Origin of the sequence: Oceanobacillus locisalsi, from assembly GCF_042675985.1 — a bacterium.
GTDB lineage: Bacteria > Bacillota > Bacilli > Bacillales > Amphibacillaceae > Oceanobacillus > Oceanobacillus locisalsi.
Genome location: NZ_JBHTKK010000001.1, coordinates 339,764 through 355,371, shown reverse-complemented (window position 1 = coordinate 355,371; position 15,608 = coordinate 339,764). Strand labels below are relative to the sequence as shown.

Below are 15,608 nucleotides of genomic sequence, written 5' to 3'. Positions count from 1 at the left end.
ACAGCTTTTTTGTGTCCATTATATTTTCGTTGATGAAATAAATGTTTGCTGCCATGTAATAGCACATGGCAGCTTTTCCTTTATGGTTGTTTGGAATGTTGCTGGTAACGGTGATTCTCTTATCTTCAACCATCTCCAGAAACAGTTATGAAGGCTTGCTGCTTACAGGAGGATTCGTGGTTATTTTATTTATGTTGACTATTTTTGAACAACTCGAGCGTTATAATCCAATTTCGCTGATTCGTGAAAATATGAACTTCTTGCAGGGTGCTTCCAGTTTAGGAGACTACCTGCCTGCGATGCTTGTTTCTATTTTTTTATCTTTGCTATTTATTTACTTGTCTATCGTTATTTTGAACAAGAAGAAATTATAACAGCAGACCTTGCATCGTTCATACAGTTTACGAAAGTCTTTCTAGCTGTTTGTTCAATGGTTACTATCCAGGGAATAATACCATTCACTAGACGCGTTGTAATAAGTTTTGGAGTATTGATACCGGTTTCATACTAATCTATGGTAAAATAGAACGTATGCGGCAGAAAATCTGCTGTATGCGTAAAATCCTCCTTGAAAGGAGGTGCGCTTTCCCGTGAGCAGAAAGACACGTAGAAAAGAAAAACTTCGAGAAAATTATCACAGGAAAAAGAATATGATTGAAGGTCTAGTCAACCTTTGTAAAATCATATCCCACATCAAAGACTGGTTTTCTTAATTTTCTTCCGTCATGTGATTTCACATGGCGTTTTTTTCATAAAAAAGAGCCGATAGTCAGTCAGCTCTTTTTCACACTTTCCCGTAAGCAGGGAATGTGACACGTATATTTGTTTACACCTTTATTTTAATCCAAACGAAGTCCCCTGTCAATAGGATGATACTCCCTCATTTAAAATAAAGGTTCTATTATATTATTCCCGTTATACCCTTATTTATGCCCTTATTTATATATTTTCAAGAAATAATGAAGCGACAGCAGTTTCTTACTGCTCCAAACATTAATCCATCCGAATCTTAAACATCGTTCCTTCCCCGACTTCACTTTCCATTTCTACATCCCCGCCATGTGCCTGAATAATATCTCTTGAAATGGCCAGCCCAAGTCCGGTGCCGCGTGACGTGGTACTCGTGCCGCGATAATAACGGTCAAAAATCTGGGCCTGTTCCTCTGGTTTAATCCCTTTGCCGTTATCACGGATAATAATCCCATCTTCTTGTACTTCTACAGTGACTTTCACGTCTTCATTATTGTGAATTAATGCATTGATAATAAAGTTGAGTAACGCCCGCTTCATTAGATGCTGATCAATATTCCAGGTTAATGCAGGCGCATTGCTGCTAAAGTCAATATCATGTGCCTGGAATTGCGGGTCATTCAATAAATCAATAATAATTTTTCGAACAAAACCTTCTACTCGTATGTCTTGCAGATGAAGTTCCATTTCCTGATTCCGGAGGCGCATCGTTAAGTTAAAATCATCGAGCAGCTCTTTCATATAGATAGATTGCCGTTCAATAACTTCCGCATACTCCATACGCTCTTCTGCAGAGACATCCGCATTGCTCAGTAATTCTGCATAACCGCGGATGGATGCGAGTGGTGTTTTAATATCATGCGACACATTACTGACCCATTCATTACGCATCTTCTCCAGTTTTTGCCGTTCATTTTCATGTGCCTGCAAGGTTTCAGATACGTCGTTTAAATTGGCAAACACGCGTTTAAATACTCCTGGACGCTTCATTTTTTTCGGCTCAAATTTTCTTTCTTTTAATTCACTAATCCGTTCGATAATGCGTGAAACAGGTTTGGCTAACACCGTACTGAACAGAAATCCGACAATACCAGCGATAATTAAGTCAACCACAATAATAGCTCCTAAGAACTGGGAAGCATACTTGAAAACCTGTTGCGGATCAGCCATAATAATCGTTCGTTGCTGCTGGGACTCCGGGACACCGACGATATAGCTGTATCCCTCAAATTCACTGATAAAGTAGGTGTTCATATCATCATCCATGTATTTATATTTATGAACTAATTCAAGCGGTGTATAGTGTGTAGCAGCACTATCCGGTGCGTATTCATCGGATATAACATTCCCGCCGTCATCCAGTATTTGCAGCCAGGCGCCAAAACGGGCCAGCGCATTTCTCCCTTCCTCTGAGACAGTCGGCGTACCATTTTCCATTGATAAATATTCAGAGAAGCTGCGGGTGAAGTTTTCTCCGGTATCATGTGTAATATCTTCCGGGTTTTCATTCCGTTGCGAAAATAATAATGCAATAAGTATAATACTATTCACAATGCTGACGATAAAGACAATACTAAGAATGGAAATAAGATAGCGAATGGTGAGTTTCCATTTCATGATGCATTTACTCCTTTTTCGAATTCAAAATTGCTGACGGGATGTTTACATGAACCGTTATGGATTAAAACGATACCCCAAACCTTTTACTGTCACAATATAAGCAGGTTCTGACGGGTTCTCTTCAATTTTTTCCCGCAGCCTGCGAATATGCACCATTAACGTGTTATCTGCTCCATAAAATTCTTCGCCCCATACGGTTTCGAATAAGGTTTCCTTGCTTAAAATATGTTTTGGATTGCGCAGAAAGCATGCCATTAAACCGACTTCTTTAGCGGTTAACTCTAGAATTTCGCCATCTTTGCTTATTTCCGTTTCATCCCCATTCATGGTAAAAACACCAATATTTTTGTCTGCTTGAGTTGGTGCGTGGGAACTGACAGCTTCCATGGTATATACTCCTGCCCGGCGCAGCTGTGCTTTGACACGGTAAGCCATTTCTTTTGGACTGAACGGCTTCGTTATATAGTCATCTCCGCCAATAGCCAGTCCAAGTATTTTATCGATTTCATCCGACTTTGCGGATAAAAATAGAATCGGAATACGTGATACTTCCCGGATTTTCCGGCATAAATCATAGCCTTCCCCGTCCGGAAGCATGATATCTAATATAGCCAAATCCGGTTCAAAACTGGTGAATTGCTTCCATCCTTCTTTGATAGACCCCGCTGTAGCAACTTCCGTCATTCCTTCTTTTTGAAGCGCCGTTTTCATGAGCTGACACAGGTCCTGTTCATCATCCACAATTAAAATCTTCGGTTTATCCATATGAAGTTCCCGCCTTTCTTTATTTCTATATCAAATCAGTATGTGTTTATTATTTACGAAAAAGTTGAATTATTACTATCTTAACAGGAATTGTTCAAGTATGAGACAGATTTAAACATTTTGTAAGGTTACATTGATGGCTGTTTAAGGATGAGGGGCTATAGTAAAGATAAAGTAATTCAAAAGAGGTGCAATAATATGGAGCATTTATTAAAAGTAGATAATGTCGAAAAAATATATGGAAAAGGCGCAAATACATTTCAAGCGTTAAAGAATATTTCTTTTACCATCGAGCATGGCGAATTTGTAGGCGTGATGGGGCCGTCTGGAGCAGGGAAATCCACGCTTCTCAATGTACTGGCGACGATTGATGCACCGACAAACGGTGATATTTATGTAGAGGAAGACAATATCGCCAAGATGAAGGAAAATAAATTGGCCGATTTTCGTCGGGACCACTTAGGCTTTATTTTTCAGGACTATAATTTGCTGGATTCGTTAACAGTGCGGGAAAATATTTTGCTTCCGCTTGCTGTTGCTAAAAAACCGGCAAAGGAAATTGAAGCAAAGGTCCAAGCTATTTCCCGTTCATTTGGAATAGAGGAAATATTGAATAAGTACCCATATCAGATTTCAGGCGGACAAAAACAGCGTACAGCTTCCTGCCGCGCTATTATATCCGATCCAAAGCTTATTTTTGCAGATGAACCTACGGGTGCACTTGATTCCAAATCAGCTACCGATTTGTTAGAGAGCTTGAGCAATCTGAATGAAACGCATGAAACGACAGTTATGCTCGTAACACATGATGCATATGCAGCTAGTTTCTGCAGGCGCATTCTGTTTATCAAAGATGGTGCTTTATCGGATGAACTGGTCCGTGGAACATGTACAAGAAAGGAATTTTTCCAGATGATATTAGATGAGTTGGCAGAATTAGGCGGTGATGGGAATGACGTTGTTTGATTTAGCTTTAAAAAATATTCGCAGAAATATGAAAAGCTATGGTTTATATATCGGCGCCACCATTTTCTCGATTATCATTTATTTTACCTTTGCCACGTTGAAGCATAGTGATGATATCAGCGGTTTAGCGGAAACTTCCAAGCAGATGCAGGGCATTATGAGTTCTTCAGCTTTTGTATTAATGATTTTTGTAGCTATTTTTATTCTATATTCGAATTCCTTTTTTATGAAAAGAAGGAAGAAAGAAGTTGCTTTATATTCCTTGTTGGGAGTACGTAAACGAGCTATTGGTTTTCTATTATTTTTTGAGAATATCGTGATTGGAATCATTTCGCTGGTCATTGGTGTCGGGTTGGGATTCTTTCTGTCACAGGCTTTACTATCGCTTTTATTAAAACTGATGGGCTTATCGCTTTCTGTCGGTTTTGCATTTTCCATGCAGGCAGTTATCGAGACAGTACTGGTCTTTTTCCTGATTTTCTTAGTGACTTCTTTAATGGGGTATCGTGTGATTTATCAATTTAAGCTGATTGAATTATTCCATGCTGAGAAAAAAGGAGAAGAACAACCAAAAGCACGGATGATTTCAGCTTTGGTTGGTGTTCTGTCGTTAGTTTTAGCTTACTGGCTGGCGCTGCAGGATTTAATGACTTCATCGGCTTGGCGGGTTTTAGGCTTGGCGATGCCGCTGATAATCATTGGATTAACGATTTTAGGATCATATCTCTTATTTAATAGTGTCCTTGTTTATATTTTAAATATCTTGAAAAGAAGGAAGAAATGGGCTTGGAAAGGGCTTCATCTCATGACATCCTCCCAGCTTCTTTACCGGATTCGCGGAAACGCAAAAACATTAACCATTATTGCGACGTTGAGCGCAACAACGATTACAGCGGGCGGAGCAATATTCGGAACGTATTATAATACGGATAAAAGTGTAGAAGCAGTGGCGCCTTTCTCGTTTATGTGGGAAGGGGAGAAGCAGGATATGGATGCTGATCTGGTAGAGGATGCTGTCGGCTTTGAGGCGAAGGATATCACTGTACCGGGAGAACAATATGATCAGTCCTATTATGTTATTGATGAAGAAACATTTATGAAATTAACAGAAGCGCTCGGTTGGGATATCGATGATCACGAACTGGGCAGAGATGAAGTGATGATGGTTGATCCTTTCTATGATGAACAGATGCAGCAGGGTAGAGAAGAAACTGTTGCTATCGAGGGCGAGGAGAAAAAAATCAATCAGTTTTATCAAGACCCGATTGTAAATACGCCGACATTGCCCGGACCAACTTTGGTATTGGATGATGCGTCATTTCAAGAACTAGATGGAGAAAATGCCACTTATCAAGCAGTGCAGATTGCTGATGAGAAAAACCATTTAGATCTATCGAAGGAATTGGAAGCAAATACTGATACAGAGAGATTCTCCAGTGCAGGACAAAGCTATCAAGATGCGATTGCATCTTCTGGGGCGATGTTATTCGTCGGCAGCTTTTTAGGATTGGTATTTTTAGTGGCTACTGGCAGCATCATTTTCTTTAAAATGATGACAGAAGCAGAAGAGGATAAGGATAAATATACCGTACTATATAAAATCGGTGTCTCCAAAAAAGAAATGAAAAAAACGGTCCGTTATCAGGTCGGCCTGATTTTCCTGGCGCCGCTGGTGTTGGGTTTAATGCATGGAGCTGTGGCACTGATGGCATTTTCCAGTCTGCTGCAAGCGAATTTGCTGGAGCCCGTTATTATTTGGATGGCAGCTTATACGGTGATTTATATTTTATATTATGCGGTGACAGTCAGAGGATTTAATAAAACAATCACACGAAATATTGTACAGGAGGGTTAGAATGAAAAAATTCATTTTTATACTGTTTGGTGTCGTTTTATTTGTAGCAGCCATTGTTGTTTTACTGACCGTAGATTTTAATCGGGCAGGAAAAGATAATGTTTACATTCAAGTGGACGAACCGGCAAGTACAGAAGAGGATAAACTGGACACGGGCGAAATAGCGACTACTTATTGGTATGAGCAGCCGGCTTATACAGAAGATGGGGATGAAATTGAAGTAACATTTTCTGCGCAAAAGGATTTGCGGCAGGGAGCCTATCTCATGCTTTACGTGGATGATGATAATGAAGTTTCTTCGTATGATGAGGTAAGTGAAGAGGAATTGCCGGCTGCGGTGGAAGAAGCACTGTAGTTTGGCAGAAGGGAGCCATATAAGACCCAACAAATTGGTTGGATCTTATATGGCTTTTTGAATCGTTTAGCATATGGTTCTTTACGTCATGAGAGAAACCCGATATGATGAAGAATATATGTGAATAATGAATGCGGGATTAAAGGAGAAGATTTTGTATGAAACCCAAAATCGAGGATGTTGCGAAGGTCGCGGGTGTATCCCCGACAACCGTTTCCCGGGTACTAAACGACAGAGGATATATCAGCGGCAAAACAAAAGATAAAGTATATGCAGCAATGGAAGAAATTAACTATGTGCCCAATGACCTTGCGCGTTCGTTGTATAACAAGCGCAGTTACTTGATTGGTGTGATTGTTCCTTCTACCGGCAACCCATTCTTTGGAGAATTGGTTGCTTATATTGAGAGTATTTGTGATGAAAAAGGGTATAAGGTGCTCCTTTGTAATAGTCTTCATGAAGCAGACAAGGAAAAAAAATATTGGGAAATGCTGCGCCGGAATCAGGTGGATGGGGTGATCGTCGTTACCTATAACCGTGGACTGGTAGACAAGGAACAGCAATTTCCTGCGGTTGCCATTGACCATTATTTATCTGAACATATTCATGTTGTCAGCTCCGATAATTTCCAAGGCGGGGAACTAGCGAGCAGGGAGCTGCTAGAAACAGGTTGCAAAAAGATCATTCATATCAATGGAGATGCCAATTTGGAAACACCGGCCAATAACAGGCAATATGCCTATGAAAGAGTAATGAAAGAAGCAGGCAGGACACCAGAAACGTATCATGTTGTTTCCGATGCTGCCTTCTTAGAAAGTAATATTGGTACTATTCAGCAGCTTTTCGAGGAGCATCCGGATGTAGATGGCATTTTTGCAAGTGACGATTTACTGGCTATACGTACTTTGCAATATGCCGAACATTTAGGATACAAGGTGCCGGAAGATTTGAAGATTGTCGGCTATGATGGAACCAGTCTCATACGGTCGCTTTATCCGAATCTCACCACAATTATTCAGCCAATCTATCAAATAGCTGATGATGCTGTACAAACATTAATTCAGGAGATTGATAATACATCGGATGACAGGAAAGAAAAAACATTTCCAGTTTCGCTTTGGAAAGGGGAAACAACAGGAAGTTTCACGTGAAAAAATGCTTCTTTCCCTATTGTAGAAAAAAGGTGAAATCGTAACTTATATAACTTGAAATTAATATTTTACCTTCTGGCGTTCGCTCCGGCCAACCACTCCGCTTTCCATGGGGACGGCTTCAGCTAACTTGAAAAGAAAACCGCTTTTCAAGTGGATCTTCAGCTCGCCCTGTTCCCATAGGAGTCTCCGTGGTTGGCCTGCGCTCTAGTAGGATGCTGCAGCGCATGAAAGAAATAATATCTTACTAGCGGAGGCGGACCGTTTTGACTCCTGAGGGATCAGCACCCTCTGAAGATCCACTTTTGCCAAGTGCTCTTCTTGGCAAAAGTTAGCTGAAGAGCGTGCCCCTAGGAAAGCAAAACGGTCCGCCGCAGCGGTCGCCTTACACCTTACCTTCTCATCTTTATCAGCAGATGTGTGGAAGAAACGATCTACCCTCGTTCCTATGGAATGGGAGTTACTTTTTAAAGTGCGTAAGTTGAGTAAAGAAAAAAACAAGTTTATTAATTCAATTTATATAGAATGAAAATCTGCTATAATAATTAAACAACAGAAGAAATAAGGAGTGTATCCAAGATGATAGGAGCAATTGAAGCGGGCGGGACAAAGTTTGTGTGCGCAGTGGGGAACCCGGACGGTACGATCATAGATAGCACGGCATTTCCAACAACCACACCGGATGACACATTAGCAAAAGTAGAAGCATTTTTTGCAAAACATCCGATTGAAAAATTGGGAGTAGGTGCATTTGGACCAATTAATTTACGAGCCGGCAGTGAAAATTATGGTATGATTGAAAAGACCCCTAAGATTCCGTGGCGTTATTATCCGCTGATGGAAGAACTTGAAAAACGTTTAAGTGTTCCCGTGGCCATACAAACAGACGTTGTTGTTGCGAGCATGGGCGAATATGAATATGGAATCGGCAAGCATGCCGCAAGTTGTCTTTACATAACAGTAGGTACCGGAATCGGGGCAGGACTTGTCCAGGATGGTAAAGCCTTTCAAGGAAGAAACCATTCGGAAATGGGACATGTTTTATTACAAAAACATCCGGATGATGCATTTGAAGGAGCATGCCCGAGCCACGGCTCTTGTTTGGAAGGACTGGCTGCCGGTCCGGCCATTGAAGCACGCTATGGAATAAAAGGGGCAGAATTAGCGGATGAAGACCATGTTTGGGAATTGGAGGCATATTATCTGGCGCAAGCAATCATGGATTATTTTGTGATTCTTTCTCCAGAAAAAATCATTCTTGGCGGCGGTGTCATGAAACAGGAAAAACTGTATCCGATGATTCGTGAAAAGTTTATGGAACTGTTGAATGATTACATCGAAGTAGAGGATGTAGAGGCGCTAATTGTCGCTCCGGCGTTAAATGATGAGCAAGGTGTGAAGGGCTGTATTGCTTTAGCAGCAAAATCATAAATGATTATCGAGATGGATAAATGGTTGTAGAGACCGCCTTTTATTCATCTCTTTTTATGGCCTAAAAGCAAATTATGAAAATTAATGTCAACCGGTTGACATATCGATAAAAATATAGGATGATTATACGTAAGAAATTGCTGACACCGTTTTCATTGGTTTTCATAAATATATATTAATTGAAAAGAAAGGAAGATTATCATGTTATATCAGGAAAAACACCGGCCGCAACTGCATTTTACACCAAAAGAGAATTGGATCAATGATCCGAATGGTCTTGTTTATTACGAAGGAGAGTATCATTTATTTTATCAATACAATCCGCATGGCAGTGATCATGCCAATATGAATTGGGGGCATGCCACAAGTACAGACTTGTATCACTGGGAGGAACTTGGCGTTGCGATAGCTCCGGATGAATTAGGAACGATTTTTTCCGGATCGGCAGTAGCCGATAAACATAATACCAGTGGCTTGTTTGAAAGCGATACCGGCGGATTGGTTGCTATTTATACACAGGATGGCAAAAGTCAGCAGCAAAGTATTGCCTATAGTACAGATAAAGGAAGAACATGGACAAAATATGAAGGGAATCCAGTAATTCCGAATACAAAAATAAAAGATTTCCGTGACCCAAAAGTGTCCTGGCATGAGGACAGCAAGCAGTGGGTGATGGTATTAGCATGCGGAGATCATATGCAATTTTATGGTTCACCGAATTTAATTGATTGGACTTACCTATCCTCATTTGGGAAAGAATATCCTTCCCATATTGGCGTTTGGGAATGTCCTGATTTGCTTTATTTACCAGTGGAGAACCGTTCAAAAAAAGAATGGGTACTTATTGTAAGCATCAATGCAGACGGGCCAAATGGCGGTTCAGCAGTTTACTATTTTACAGGAAACTTTGACGGCAAGGAATTTCATCCAAATGAAAAGCCGGAAGATGCATTAAAATGGGCTGATGCCGGAAAAGATTTTTACGCCGCTGTCACCTGGGATAATACAGAAGATACATACTGGATTGGCTGGATGAATAATTGGCAGTATGCAGGCGTTTCTCCGGTATCTCCTTGGCGCAGTGCTATGAGCCTGGCCCGGAAACTGTCATTATATGAAAAAGATGGCGACCTACTATTAAGACAGGAAGTAATTACGGCAGAGGGCAACGAAGAAGCTATTTCCTTCCCAGGCGCGACGATTGCATCTGGCGAGAAAGAAAGCTATGCAATTAGTGATACAGCTGAGATAGATTTGCAACTTGCAAAAACGACAGGCAGCAGCGAATGGGGCGTGACATTTACGACAGATCAGGGCGAAGCTTTTCGGTTGGAGATAGACCAACAGTCCAATGCTTATACATTCTATCGGAATCAAGGCATCACTGACTTCTCGGAAGATTTTCCGGCAGAAGTGAAAGGAAGTCTGCATAAAAAAGAAGTGAAAACCTTGAAAGCAATTGTTGACAAATCTTCTATCGAAATCTTTTTAAATGATGGTTTATTTACAGCGACGAATACGATTTATCCAGAAGGTACGATAACACAACTGGAATTATTCGCAGTGAATGAAGCAGTGCAGGTAGAAAATATCACATGGTCAAAATTACATTCTATTTGGTAATAATTAGTTGTGCGGGGGTGGATAAGCTCCCCGCACGTTTAAAAGATTTTTATACAGGTATAAAGAAAGGGTCTTATAAACATGGATTTTTTAAAGAATAGTAAATATTGGTTTTCATCGGGGTATCTATTTTTCTTCTTTATCACGTGGTCTATCTGGTGGTCATTTTATGCGATTTGGTTGAATAACAGTCTTGGATTAACGGGAACGCAGGTCGGAACCATTTATTCCTTTAATTCCTTCTTTTCACTGTTTTTCATGATACTATATGGATATGCACAGGATAAACTGGGAACGAAGAAAAATCTTGTCTGGTTACAAAGTGTTGTTCTGGTTCTGATTGCACCATTCGTTATTTATGTGTATGAACCATTACTATTAAATCACTTTTACGTAGGAGCAATCCTCGGTGCTATTTACTTAGGTGCCGGTTTTATTGCCGGAGCAGGATTTTTGGAATCCTTTACAGAAAAACTCAGCCGAAAATATGATTTTGAATTTGGGAAAGCACGTATGTGGGGCTCGTTAGGTTATGCCGTTTCCGCAATTGGTGCAGGGGCGTTAATGAGTATTAATCCGCATATTAACTTCTGGATTGCATCCGGAACAGGAATTATCTTTCTTCTGATTAATGTATTTTTCAAAGTAGAAGTTTCTCAGACAGAAGAAAAAAGCGTTTCCAATATATCGATGAAAGATATCCGCTTTCTGTTTTCGAATAAAGTCTTTTGGTTTTTAATTATTTATCTGTTCGGAACAGTCTGTATTTATACAGTGTACGATCAGCAGCTGTTCCCAGTGTACTTTGTTGACCTGTTCTCTGGAGCAGAGGCAGACGGGAATACGGTTTATGGTATTCTGAACTCTGTGCAGGTATTTGTCGAAGCGATTTTCTTATTCCTGGCGCCGTTTATTGTAAACAAAGTCGGGATTAAACGTTCGCTTGTATTGGCAGGAAGTATCATGGCTTTCCGCATCATTGGTTCTGCGATGGTAACAGGTGGATTTGGTATTTCCTTTATGAAAATGCTGCACGCAGTCGAATTACCGATTTTATTAATTGCCGTGTTTAAATATATAGCTGCAAACTTTGATGTACGGCTATCGGCAACCGTTTATCTCATCGGTTTTAAAGTTTCCAGTGAAATCGGTGTTATTATCTTCTCTGCATTTGTCGGCTGGATTTATGATTTGACCAACTATGAAACGACCTTTTATATCTTAGGTTCCATTGTTGTCATATTTGTTATCTTCTCGATTTTTGCATTGAATAACAATGATAAAGAGCAGAAAATAGATCAGCATGAATATGCGATGGCGAAAGAGTAAAGAACAAAAGCGCAAAGCGCCTGCTTAAAAACGTAGAGACTGGAGCGGCGTAACTGAGATAAAGGAATCACGGTGAGGTGACGAACCGATGATGACCTTCACCCGCGGGGCACGACGGACACGACGTCCTAGTATCGACGTTGGTCACAGGACGTGACCGTTCTTAGTCGATGAAAGTGCGACTTTAGCTCTGTCTGCGCCTATCGGCTTGCCAATCGCTAAGTCTTCTTTATCGTAGGGCACTCACGTGTTGGCTCCTAGTTTTTGGCGCTTGGAGCTGGACGTGGCCGTTTATCTGTAACCAGTTATCCACAAGCAATTAATTTTATGATTTCCTAGATAATGAAAAAGGCAATGAGCTGCTTCTACGGTTCATTGCCTTTTTTTCCATACATAAAATGATAGAGACGAAAAGAAGCGCATCCTGCGTTGTTTAGGTACGCTTTGCTTTCTTTACCCCGAGTAGAAAACAATCATTCGGGGAGTTTGCTTTCAAGTACTTCTTTTAAAACAAGCGCGTGATTATGTTCTTTATCCTTGGCGGCATATAGTAAGATAAGGTGCTGGTCTTTCTGCAACGCTTGAAGTTCAGCTAACTTCTTTAATTTTTCGTCATCATGCAGCAATTCCTCTTTGTAAGCTGCTTTAAAATCTGGAAATTTTTCAGGATCATGGTTAAACCATTTTCGCAATGAGGGCGTAGGAGTTATTTCTTTTGCCCATTCATCTAAGTTGGCATCTTTTTTGGATATCCCGCGAGGCCATACTAAATCAACTAATACACGATATCCTTCCTCGCCGGATTTTTCATAAATACGTTGTAGTGTGATAGACATTGTCAATCCTGCCTTTCCAATGATTTATTGTTGTTATTACTATAGCGTGGACATTGTTCCAACTCTATTATACTATTTCCCCGGAAATAATATAGTTAAAACGAAAGCAGGTCTATTTGTTTCGATTAGTAATAGATCTAAACAGGAACGTACTTTGCGGGAAACGTTTACAAAACACGGAGGTTATGTCACTATGTTAGTATACAAGTATTCATCGATACATAAAGGAGATATGCAGCATGAAAACATTTTATCCGAATAAGCAACTGAGTAAAGAATCGAAAGGCGAGCAAGTCCTGGCAGAGCTTAGGATGCGAATTATCTCGCGTGAAGTAAAAGCAGGAACGGTTCTTTCTGAGAATCAATTGGGAGCTTTATTTGAGGTTAGCCGTTCTCCGGTTCGTGAAGCGCTGCGTGTCTTGGCCAGTGAAAATCTTGTCCGCCCGGAGCGGATGGGCGCTTTTGTTGTAGGTATCTCTGAGAAAAATATTGAAGAAATTTATGATGTTCGTTTAATGGTAGAATCGTTTACGTTTGAACGTCTTTTGAAAATGCAGACGGATGCATTGGTTCAAGAGTTGAAAAAGATGCTGGAAATGATGAAGATTGCGATTAAATATCAAGATGTCGATGAGTTTTCCTCGCTGGATATCGCCTTTCATGAAACCATCATCAAATCCATCAATCATCACCATATTATGATGCTGTGGAATAACTTAAAGCCTGTGCTGGAGTGTCTGATTATTTTATCGATGCGTTATCGAATGATGACGGATGAAACAGATTTCGAACGGATTCTTGCTAATCATGAACTTATTGTGGAAGCAATTGATAAAAAAGAAAAGGATTTGGTGAGCTTAGCTTTTGAGCGAAACTTTCACGATGTGCAAAATCAAGTAGAGCCAATTTGGACAGATGAAGAAATGATGAAGGTCGTCAGGGAGTATAGTATGAAAAAATAAGCTATTTTTCACCAAAATAGCTTATTTTCGTTGCTTTCAAGCGGTATTATTGTGAACCATTTTTCCATCACGCATTTCAACGACATGATCTACAAAGTCCAGCATATCTGTATCATGGGTGACCATTAAAACAGTGATATTGCGTTCCTTCGAGAGCTTTTGTATCAATTGCATTACTTCTTCGGAACGTTTCGAATCAAGACTGGCAGTCGGTTCATCGGCAAAGAGCACCCTAGGGCTATGAATAATCGCCCTTGCTACAGCGACACGCTGCTTTTCTCCTCCAGATAAGGACGCGGGGTAAGCGTCTTTTCGTTTCCACATATCGACAAGCTCTAAAACCTGTTTGATTTCTTTTTTCTGTGCTTGCTTGGAAAGCGGAGATTCGGCAGTCTCCAGCATTAAATCCAGCTGTTCCTGCACGGTTAAGAAAGGAACAAGATGCGCAAATTGAAAAATAAAACCAAACTGTTTTGCCCGAATTTGACGTAGCTCTTCATTGCGCATGGCAGACAGCTCCTGCTGCTCGAAGGAAATCTGTCCGCCAGAAGCTGTCTGCAGTCCGGCAGCGATGGTCAGCAATGTACTCTTGCCAGAGCCGGAAGCGCCGGTTAAAGCAGTCATTTTTCCTTCCGGCAGTGTGATATCAATGCCTTTTAATATCTTTTCTTCTACTTCTCCATGCACGAATGTTTTTTCTACGTTCTTCATTGTAAATAAATCCATTTTACATCTCTCCTTGCTGTATAGCCTGCATTGGTTCAACTCGTTTGATTTGGATACCAGACAATGTTGCGCCGATAAAGCCGATGATGATAAAAACGAGCGAGAGCAGTCCTGTTACCGGCCAGGTTAAATGAAACGGCATCCCGCTTGGCGCCAGCAATTGGAAAGATTGACTGATGATAATGGATAATAGGAGGGAGATCACAGAGATAATCAACATCTGTGCCCACATCATTTGAAACAGTTTGCCTGTTTTCACACCAATTGCTTTTAAAATCCCATAAATGCCAAGTTTTTGCACATTAATCATGTAGAAAAAGATGGCGAATAACATCCCGCTGATAACGAGCAGAAAGATAACAATCATATCGAGTGACATCTGTTCCGCACTATAGCTTGGAATTGTATTTAAAAAATCGCTATTTGAAAAAGCTTGCAGCTCTTCAAAGGCTGGTGCTTCATTTGCGCCTTGTATATCGGAATCTGCGATAAAAGCCATTTGCATCGTATCCGTATGGAAAAAGGTACTAAAATTATTCGGGTTAATAAATGCCGCAGCTGAGTGACTGAATTTTTCATGATCGACAAATCCGGCTACAGTCAATGGCTGCTCCCATTGTTCATTGGTGATTTCATCGCCGACCGCTACTCCTTCTTCTTCAAGCGAAGCATCTAACATCACTTCGCCAGCGTCGACTTCTGGTAAGTCCATATTGTCTGTTGACGCTACATAAGCAACGCTGCGCTGTTTATCAGATGTGTCGATAAAGTTCCCCATTTGAATGGAGAAGAAAGCTGCTTCAGGCTGTGCTTCTGTTATTTCTTGCTGCTGCTCTTCTGACAGACTGGAGAAGTTATATGTTTCATCGGCATCTTCTTCCATATAAAACGTGCCATCCGGCAAATTTTTAATCAGCGAGGCATTATCTTGTGAAAGTCCGTTTGCCAGTCCGGATATAATAAAGGTTAATAAACTGATTAGAAAAATAATGGAGCCGAGGATGGTGTAACGTAATTTATTTTTCTTCATTTCTTTCCATGCCATATTCATTTTGTTTTCCCTCCTGCATCTTTCTTATATTCAGAAGTATATCGTGGGAATATGAACACAGTATGAACAGAAAATGTCATAAGGAGATGTTTTCACAGAAAAAGCGTCGAAACCCTTCACTGCATGTGATTTTGTTTTATAAAAGATGGTGTTTCAACGTGAGGGAGGAAGGGGGGATTTTTAGTATA

General features: G+C 40.5%; 14 protein-coding genes. 9 read left to right on the top strand and 5 right to left on the bottom strand.

From position 1 onward, the window contains the following. Positions 1-95 precede the first annotated feature (95 nt). Positions 96-374: a hypothetical protein gene (locus ACFQ19_RS01570; protein WP_379590164.1), complete on the top strand. Its 279-nt coding sequence runs from the start codon at positions 96-98 to the stop codon at positions 372-374. Between the two features lie 619 nt (positions 375-993). Here ACFQ19_RS01570 and ACFQ19_RS01565 read toward each other — a convergent pair. Both ACFQ19_RS01565 and ACFQ19_RS01560 read right to left on the bottom strand, forming a co-directional pair. Continuing rightward, positions 994-2,367: a sensor histidine kinase gene (locus ACFQ19_RS01565; RefSeq protein ID WP_379590163.1), complete on the bottom strand. Its 1,374-nt coding sequence runs from the start codon at positions 2,365-2,367 to the stop codon at positions 994-996. A gap of 57 nt (positions 2,368-2,424) precedes the next feature. Further along, positions 2,425-3,135, bottom strand: coding sequence for a response regulator transcription factor (locus ACFQ19_RS01560; RefSeq protein ID WP_379590162.1), 711 nt, complete (start codon positions 3,133-3,135; stop codon positions 2,425-2,427). A gap of 198 nt (positions 3,136-3,333) precedes the next feature. On the opposite strand from ACFQ19_RS01560, the gene ACFQ19_RS01555 reads away from it, so the two are divergent. The 7 genes from ACFQ19_RS01555 to ACFQ19_RS01525 all read left to right on the top strand — a co-directional run bounded on the left by ACFQ19_RS01555 (position 3,334) and on the right by ACFQ19_RS01525 (position 11,845). Next, on the top strand, positions 3,334-4,101 hold the full coding sequence (locus ACFQ19_RS01555; protein WP_379590161.1) for an ABC transporter ATP-binding protein: 768 nt from the start codon (positions 3,334-3,336) through the stop codon (positions 4,099-4,101). After that, positions 4,088-5,956 carry an FtsX-like permease family protein gene (locus tag ACFQ19_RS01550; RefSeq protein ID WP_379590160.1) on the top strand — a complete coding sequence of 623 codons (1,869 nt, stop codon included), beginning with the start codon at positions 4,088-4,090 and terminating at the stop codon, positions 5,954-5,956. Before ACFQ19_RS01555 ends, ACFQ19_RS01550 begins: the two co-directional genes overlap by 14 nt. 1 nt (position 5,957) lies before the next feature. Further along, positions 5,958-6,311, top strand: a complete 354-nt coding sequence (locus ACFQ19_RS01545; protein WP_379590159.1) for a YxeA family protein — start codon at positions 5,958-5,960, stop codon at positions 6,309-6,311. Between the two features lie 158 nt (positions 6,312-6,469). After that, positions 6,470-7,462: a LacI family DNA-binding transcriptional regulator gene (locus ACFQ19_RS01540; protein ID WP_379590158.1), complete on the top strand. Its 993-nt coding sequence runs from the start codon at positions 6,470-6,472 to the stop codon at positions 7,460-7,462. Between the two features lie 579 nt (positions 7,463-8,041). Continuing rightward, positions 8,042-8,893, top strand: a complete 852-nt coding sequence (locus tag ACFQ19_RS01535; protein WP_379590157.1) for an ROK family protein — start codon at positions 8,042-8,044, stop codon at positions 8,891-8,893. Between the two features lie 201 nt (positions 8,894-9,094). Beyond that, positions 9,095-10,516, top strand: a complete 1,422-nt coding sequence (locus tag ACFQ19_RS01530) for a glycoside hydrolase family 32 protein (RefSeq protein ID WP_379590156.1) — start codon at positions 9,095-9,097, stop codon at positions 10,514-10,516. 81 nt (positions 10,517-10,597) lie between these two features. Next, complete coding sequence (locus ACFQ19_RS01525) at positions 10,598-11,845, top strand: oligosaccharide MFS transporter (RefSeq protein ID WP_379590155.1); 1,248 nt, start codon at positions 10,598-10,600, stop codon at positions 11,843-11,845. A gap of 473 nt (positions 11,846-12,318) precedes the next feature. Here the strand turns inward: ACFQ19_RS01525 and ACFQ19_RS01520 are convergent, their stop codons facing one another. Next, the gene (locus ACFQ19_RS01520; RefSeq protein WP_379590154.1) at positions 12,319-12,681 is read right to left on the bottom strand and encodes a DUF488 domain-containing protein; all 363 of its coding nucleotides are present in this window, start codon (positions 12,679-12,681) and stop codon (positions 12,319-12,321) included. 239 nt (positions 12,682-12,920) lie between these two features. Here ACFQ19_RS01520 and ACFQ19_RS01515 point away from each other — a divergent pair, with 239 nt between their 5' ends. Further along, entirely contained in the window at positions 12,921-13,643 is a 723-nt protein-coding gene (locus tag ACFQ19_RS01515; protein ID WP_379590153.1) for a GntR family transcriptional regulator, read from the top strand. Between the two features lie 36 nt (positions 13,644-13,679). Here ACFQ19_RS01515 and ACFQ19_RS01510 read toward each other — a convergent pair whose 3' ends face one another. Next, a complete protein-coding gene (locus ACFQ19_RS01510) occupies positions 13,680-14,369 on the bottom strand; it encodes an ABC transporter ATP-binding protein (RefSeq protein ID WP_379590152.1) in 690 nt (229 codons plus the stop codon). 1 nt (position 14,370) lies between these two features. After that, positions 14,371-15,420, bottom strand: coding sequence for an FtsX-like permease family protein (locus ACFQ19_RS01505; protein ID WP_379590151.1), 1,050 nt, complete (start codon positions 15,418-15,420; stop codon positions 14,371-14,373). Positions 15,421-15,608 lie beyond the last annotated feature (188 nt).

Excerpts from the sequence above, each read along its gene's own strand:
- ACFQ19_RS01505 (WP_379590151.1), bottom strand. The coding sequence starts at position 15,420 with ATGAATATGGCATGGAAAGAAATGAAGAAAAATAAATTACGTTACACC.
- ACFQ19_RS01535 (WP_379590157.1), top strand. The coding sequence starts at position 8,042 with ATGATAGGAGCAATTGAAGCGGGCGGGACAAAGTTTGTGTGCGCAGTG.
- ACFQ19_RS01510 (WP_379590152.1), bottom strand. The coding sequence starts at position 14,369 with ATGGATTTATTTACAATGAAGAACGTAGAAAAAACATTCGTGCATGGA.
- ACFQ19_RS01530 (WP_379590156.1), top strand. The coding sequence starts at position 9,095 with ATGTTATATCAGGAAAAACACCGGCCGCAACTGCATTTTACACCAAAA.
- ACFQ19_RS01560 (WP_379590162.1), bottom strand. The coding sequence starts at position 3,135 with ATGGATAAACCGAAGATTTTAATTGTGGATGATGAACAGGACCTGTGT.
- ACFQ19_RS01565 (WP_379590163.1), bottom strand. The coding sequence starts at position 2,367 with ATGAAATGGAAACTCACCATTCGCTATCTTATTTCCATTCTTAGTATT.
- ACFQ19_RS01555 (WP_379590161.1), top strand. The coding sequence starts at position 3,334 with ATGGAGCATTTATTAAAAGTAGATAATGTCGAAAAAATATATGGAAAA.
- ACFQ19_RS01525 (WP_379590155.1), top strand. The coding sequence starts at position 10,598 with ATGGATTTTTTAAAGAATAGTAAATATTGGTTTTCATCGGGGTATCTA.
- ACFQ19_RS01550 (WP_379590160.1), top strand. The coding sequence starts at position 4,088 with ATGACGTTGTTTGATTTAGCTTTAAAAAATATTCGCAGAAATATGAAA.
- ACFQ19_RS01540 (WP_379590158.1), top strand. The coding sequence starts at position 6,470 with ATGAAACCCAAAATCGAGGATGTTGCGAAGGTCGCGGGTGTATCCCCG.
- ACFQ19_RS01520 (WP_379590154.1), bottom strand. The coding sequence starts at position 12,681 with ATGTCTATCACACTACAACGTATTTATGAAAAATCCGGCGAGGAAGGA.
- ACFQ19_RS01570 (WP_379590164.1), top strand. The coding sequence starts at position 96 with ATGTTGCTGGTAACGGTGATTCTCTTATCTTCAACCATCTCCAGAAAC.
- ACFQ19_RS01515 (WP_379590153.1), top strand. The coding sequence starts at position 12,921 with ATGAAAACATTTTATCCGAATAAGCAACTGAGTAAAGAATCGAAAGGC.
- ACFQ19_RS01545 (WP_379590159.1), top strand. The coding sequence starts at position 5,958 with ATGAAAAAATTCATTTTTATACTGTTTGGTGTCGTTTTATTTGTAGCA.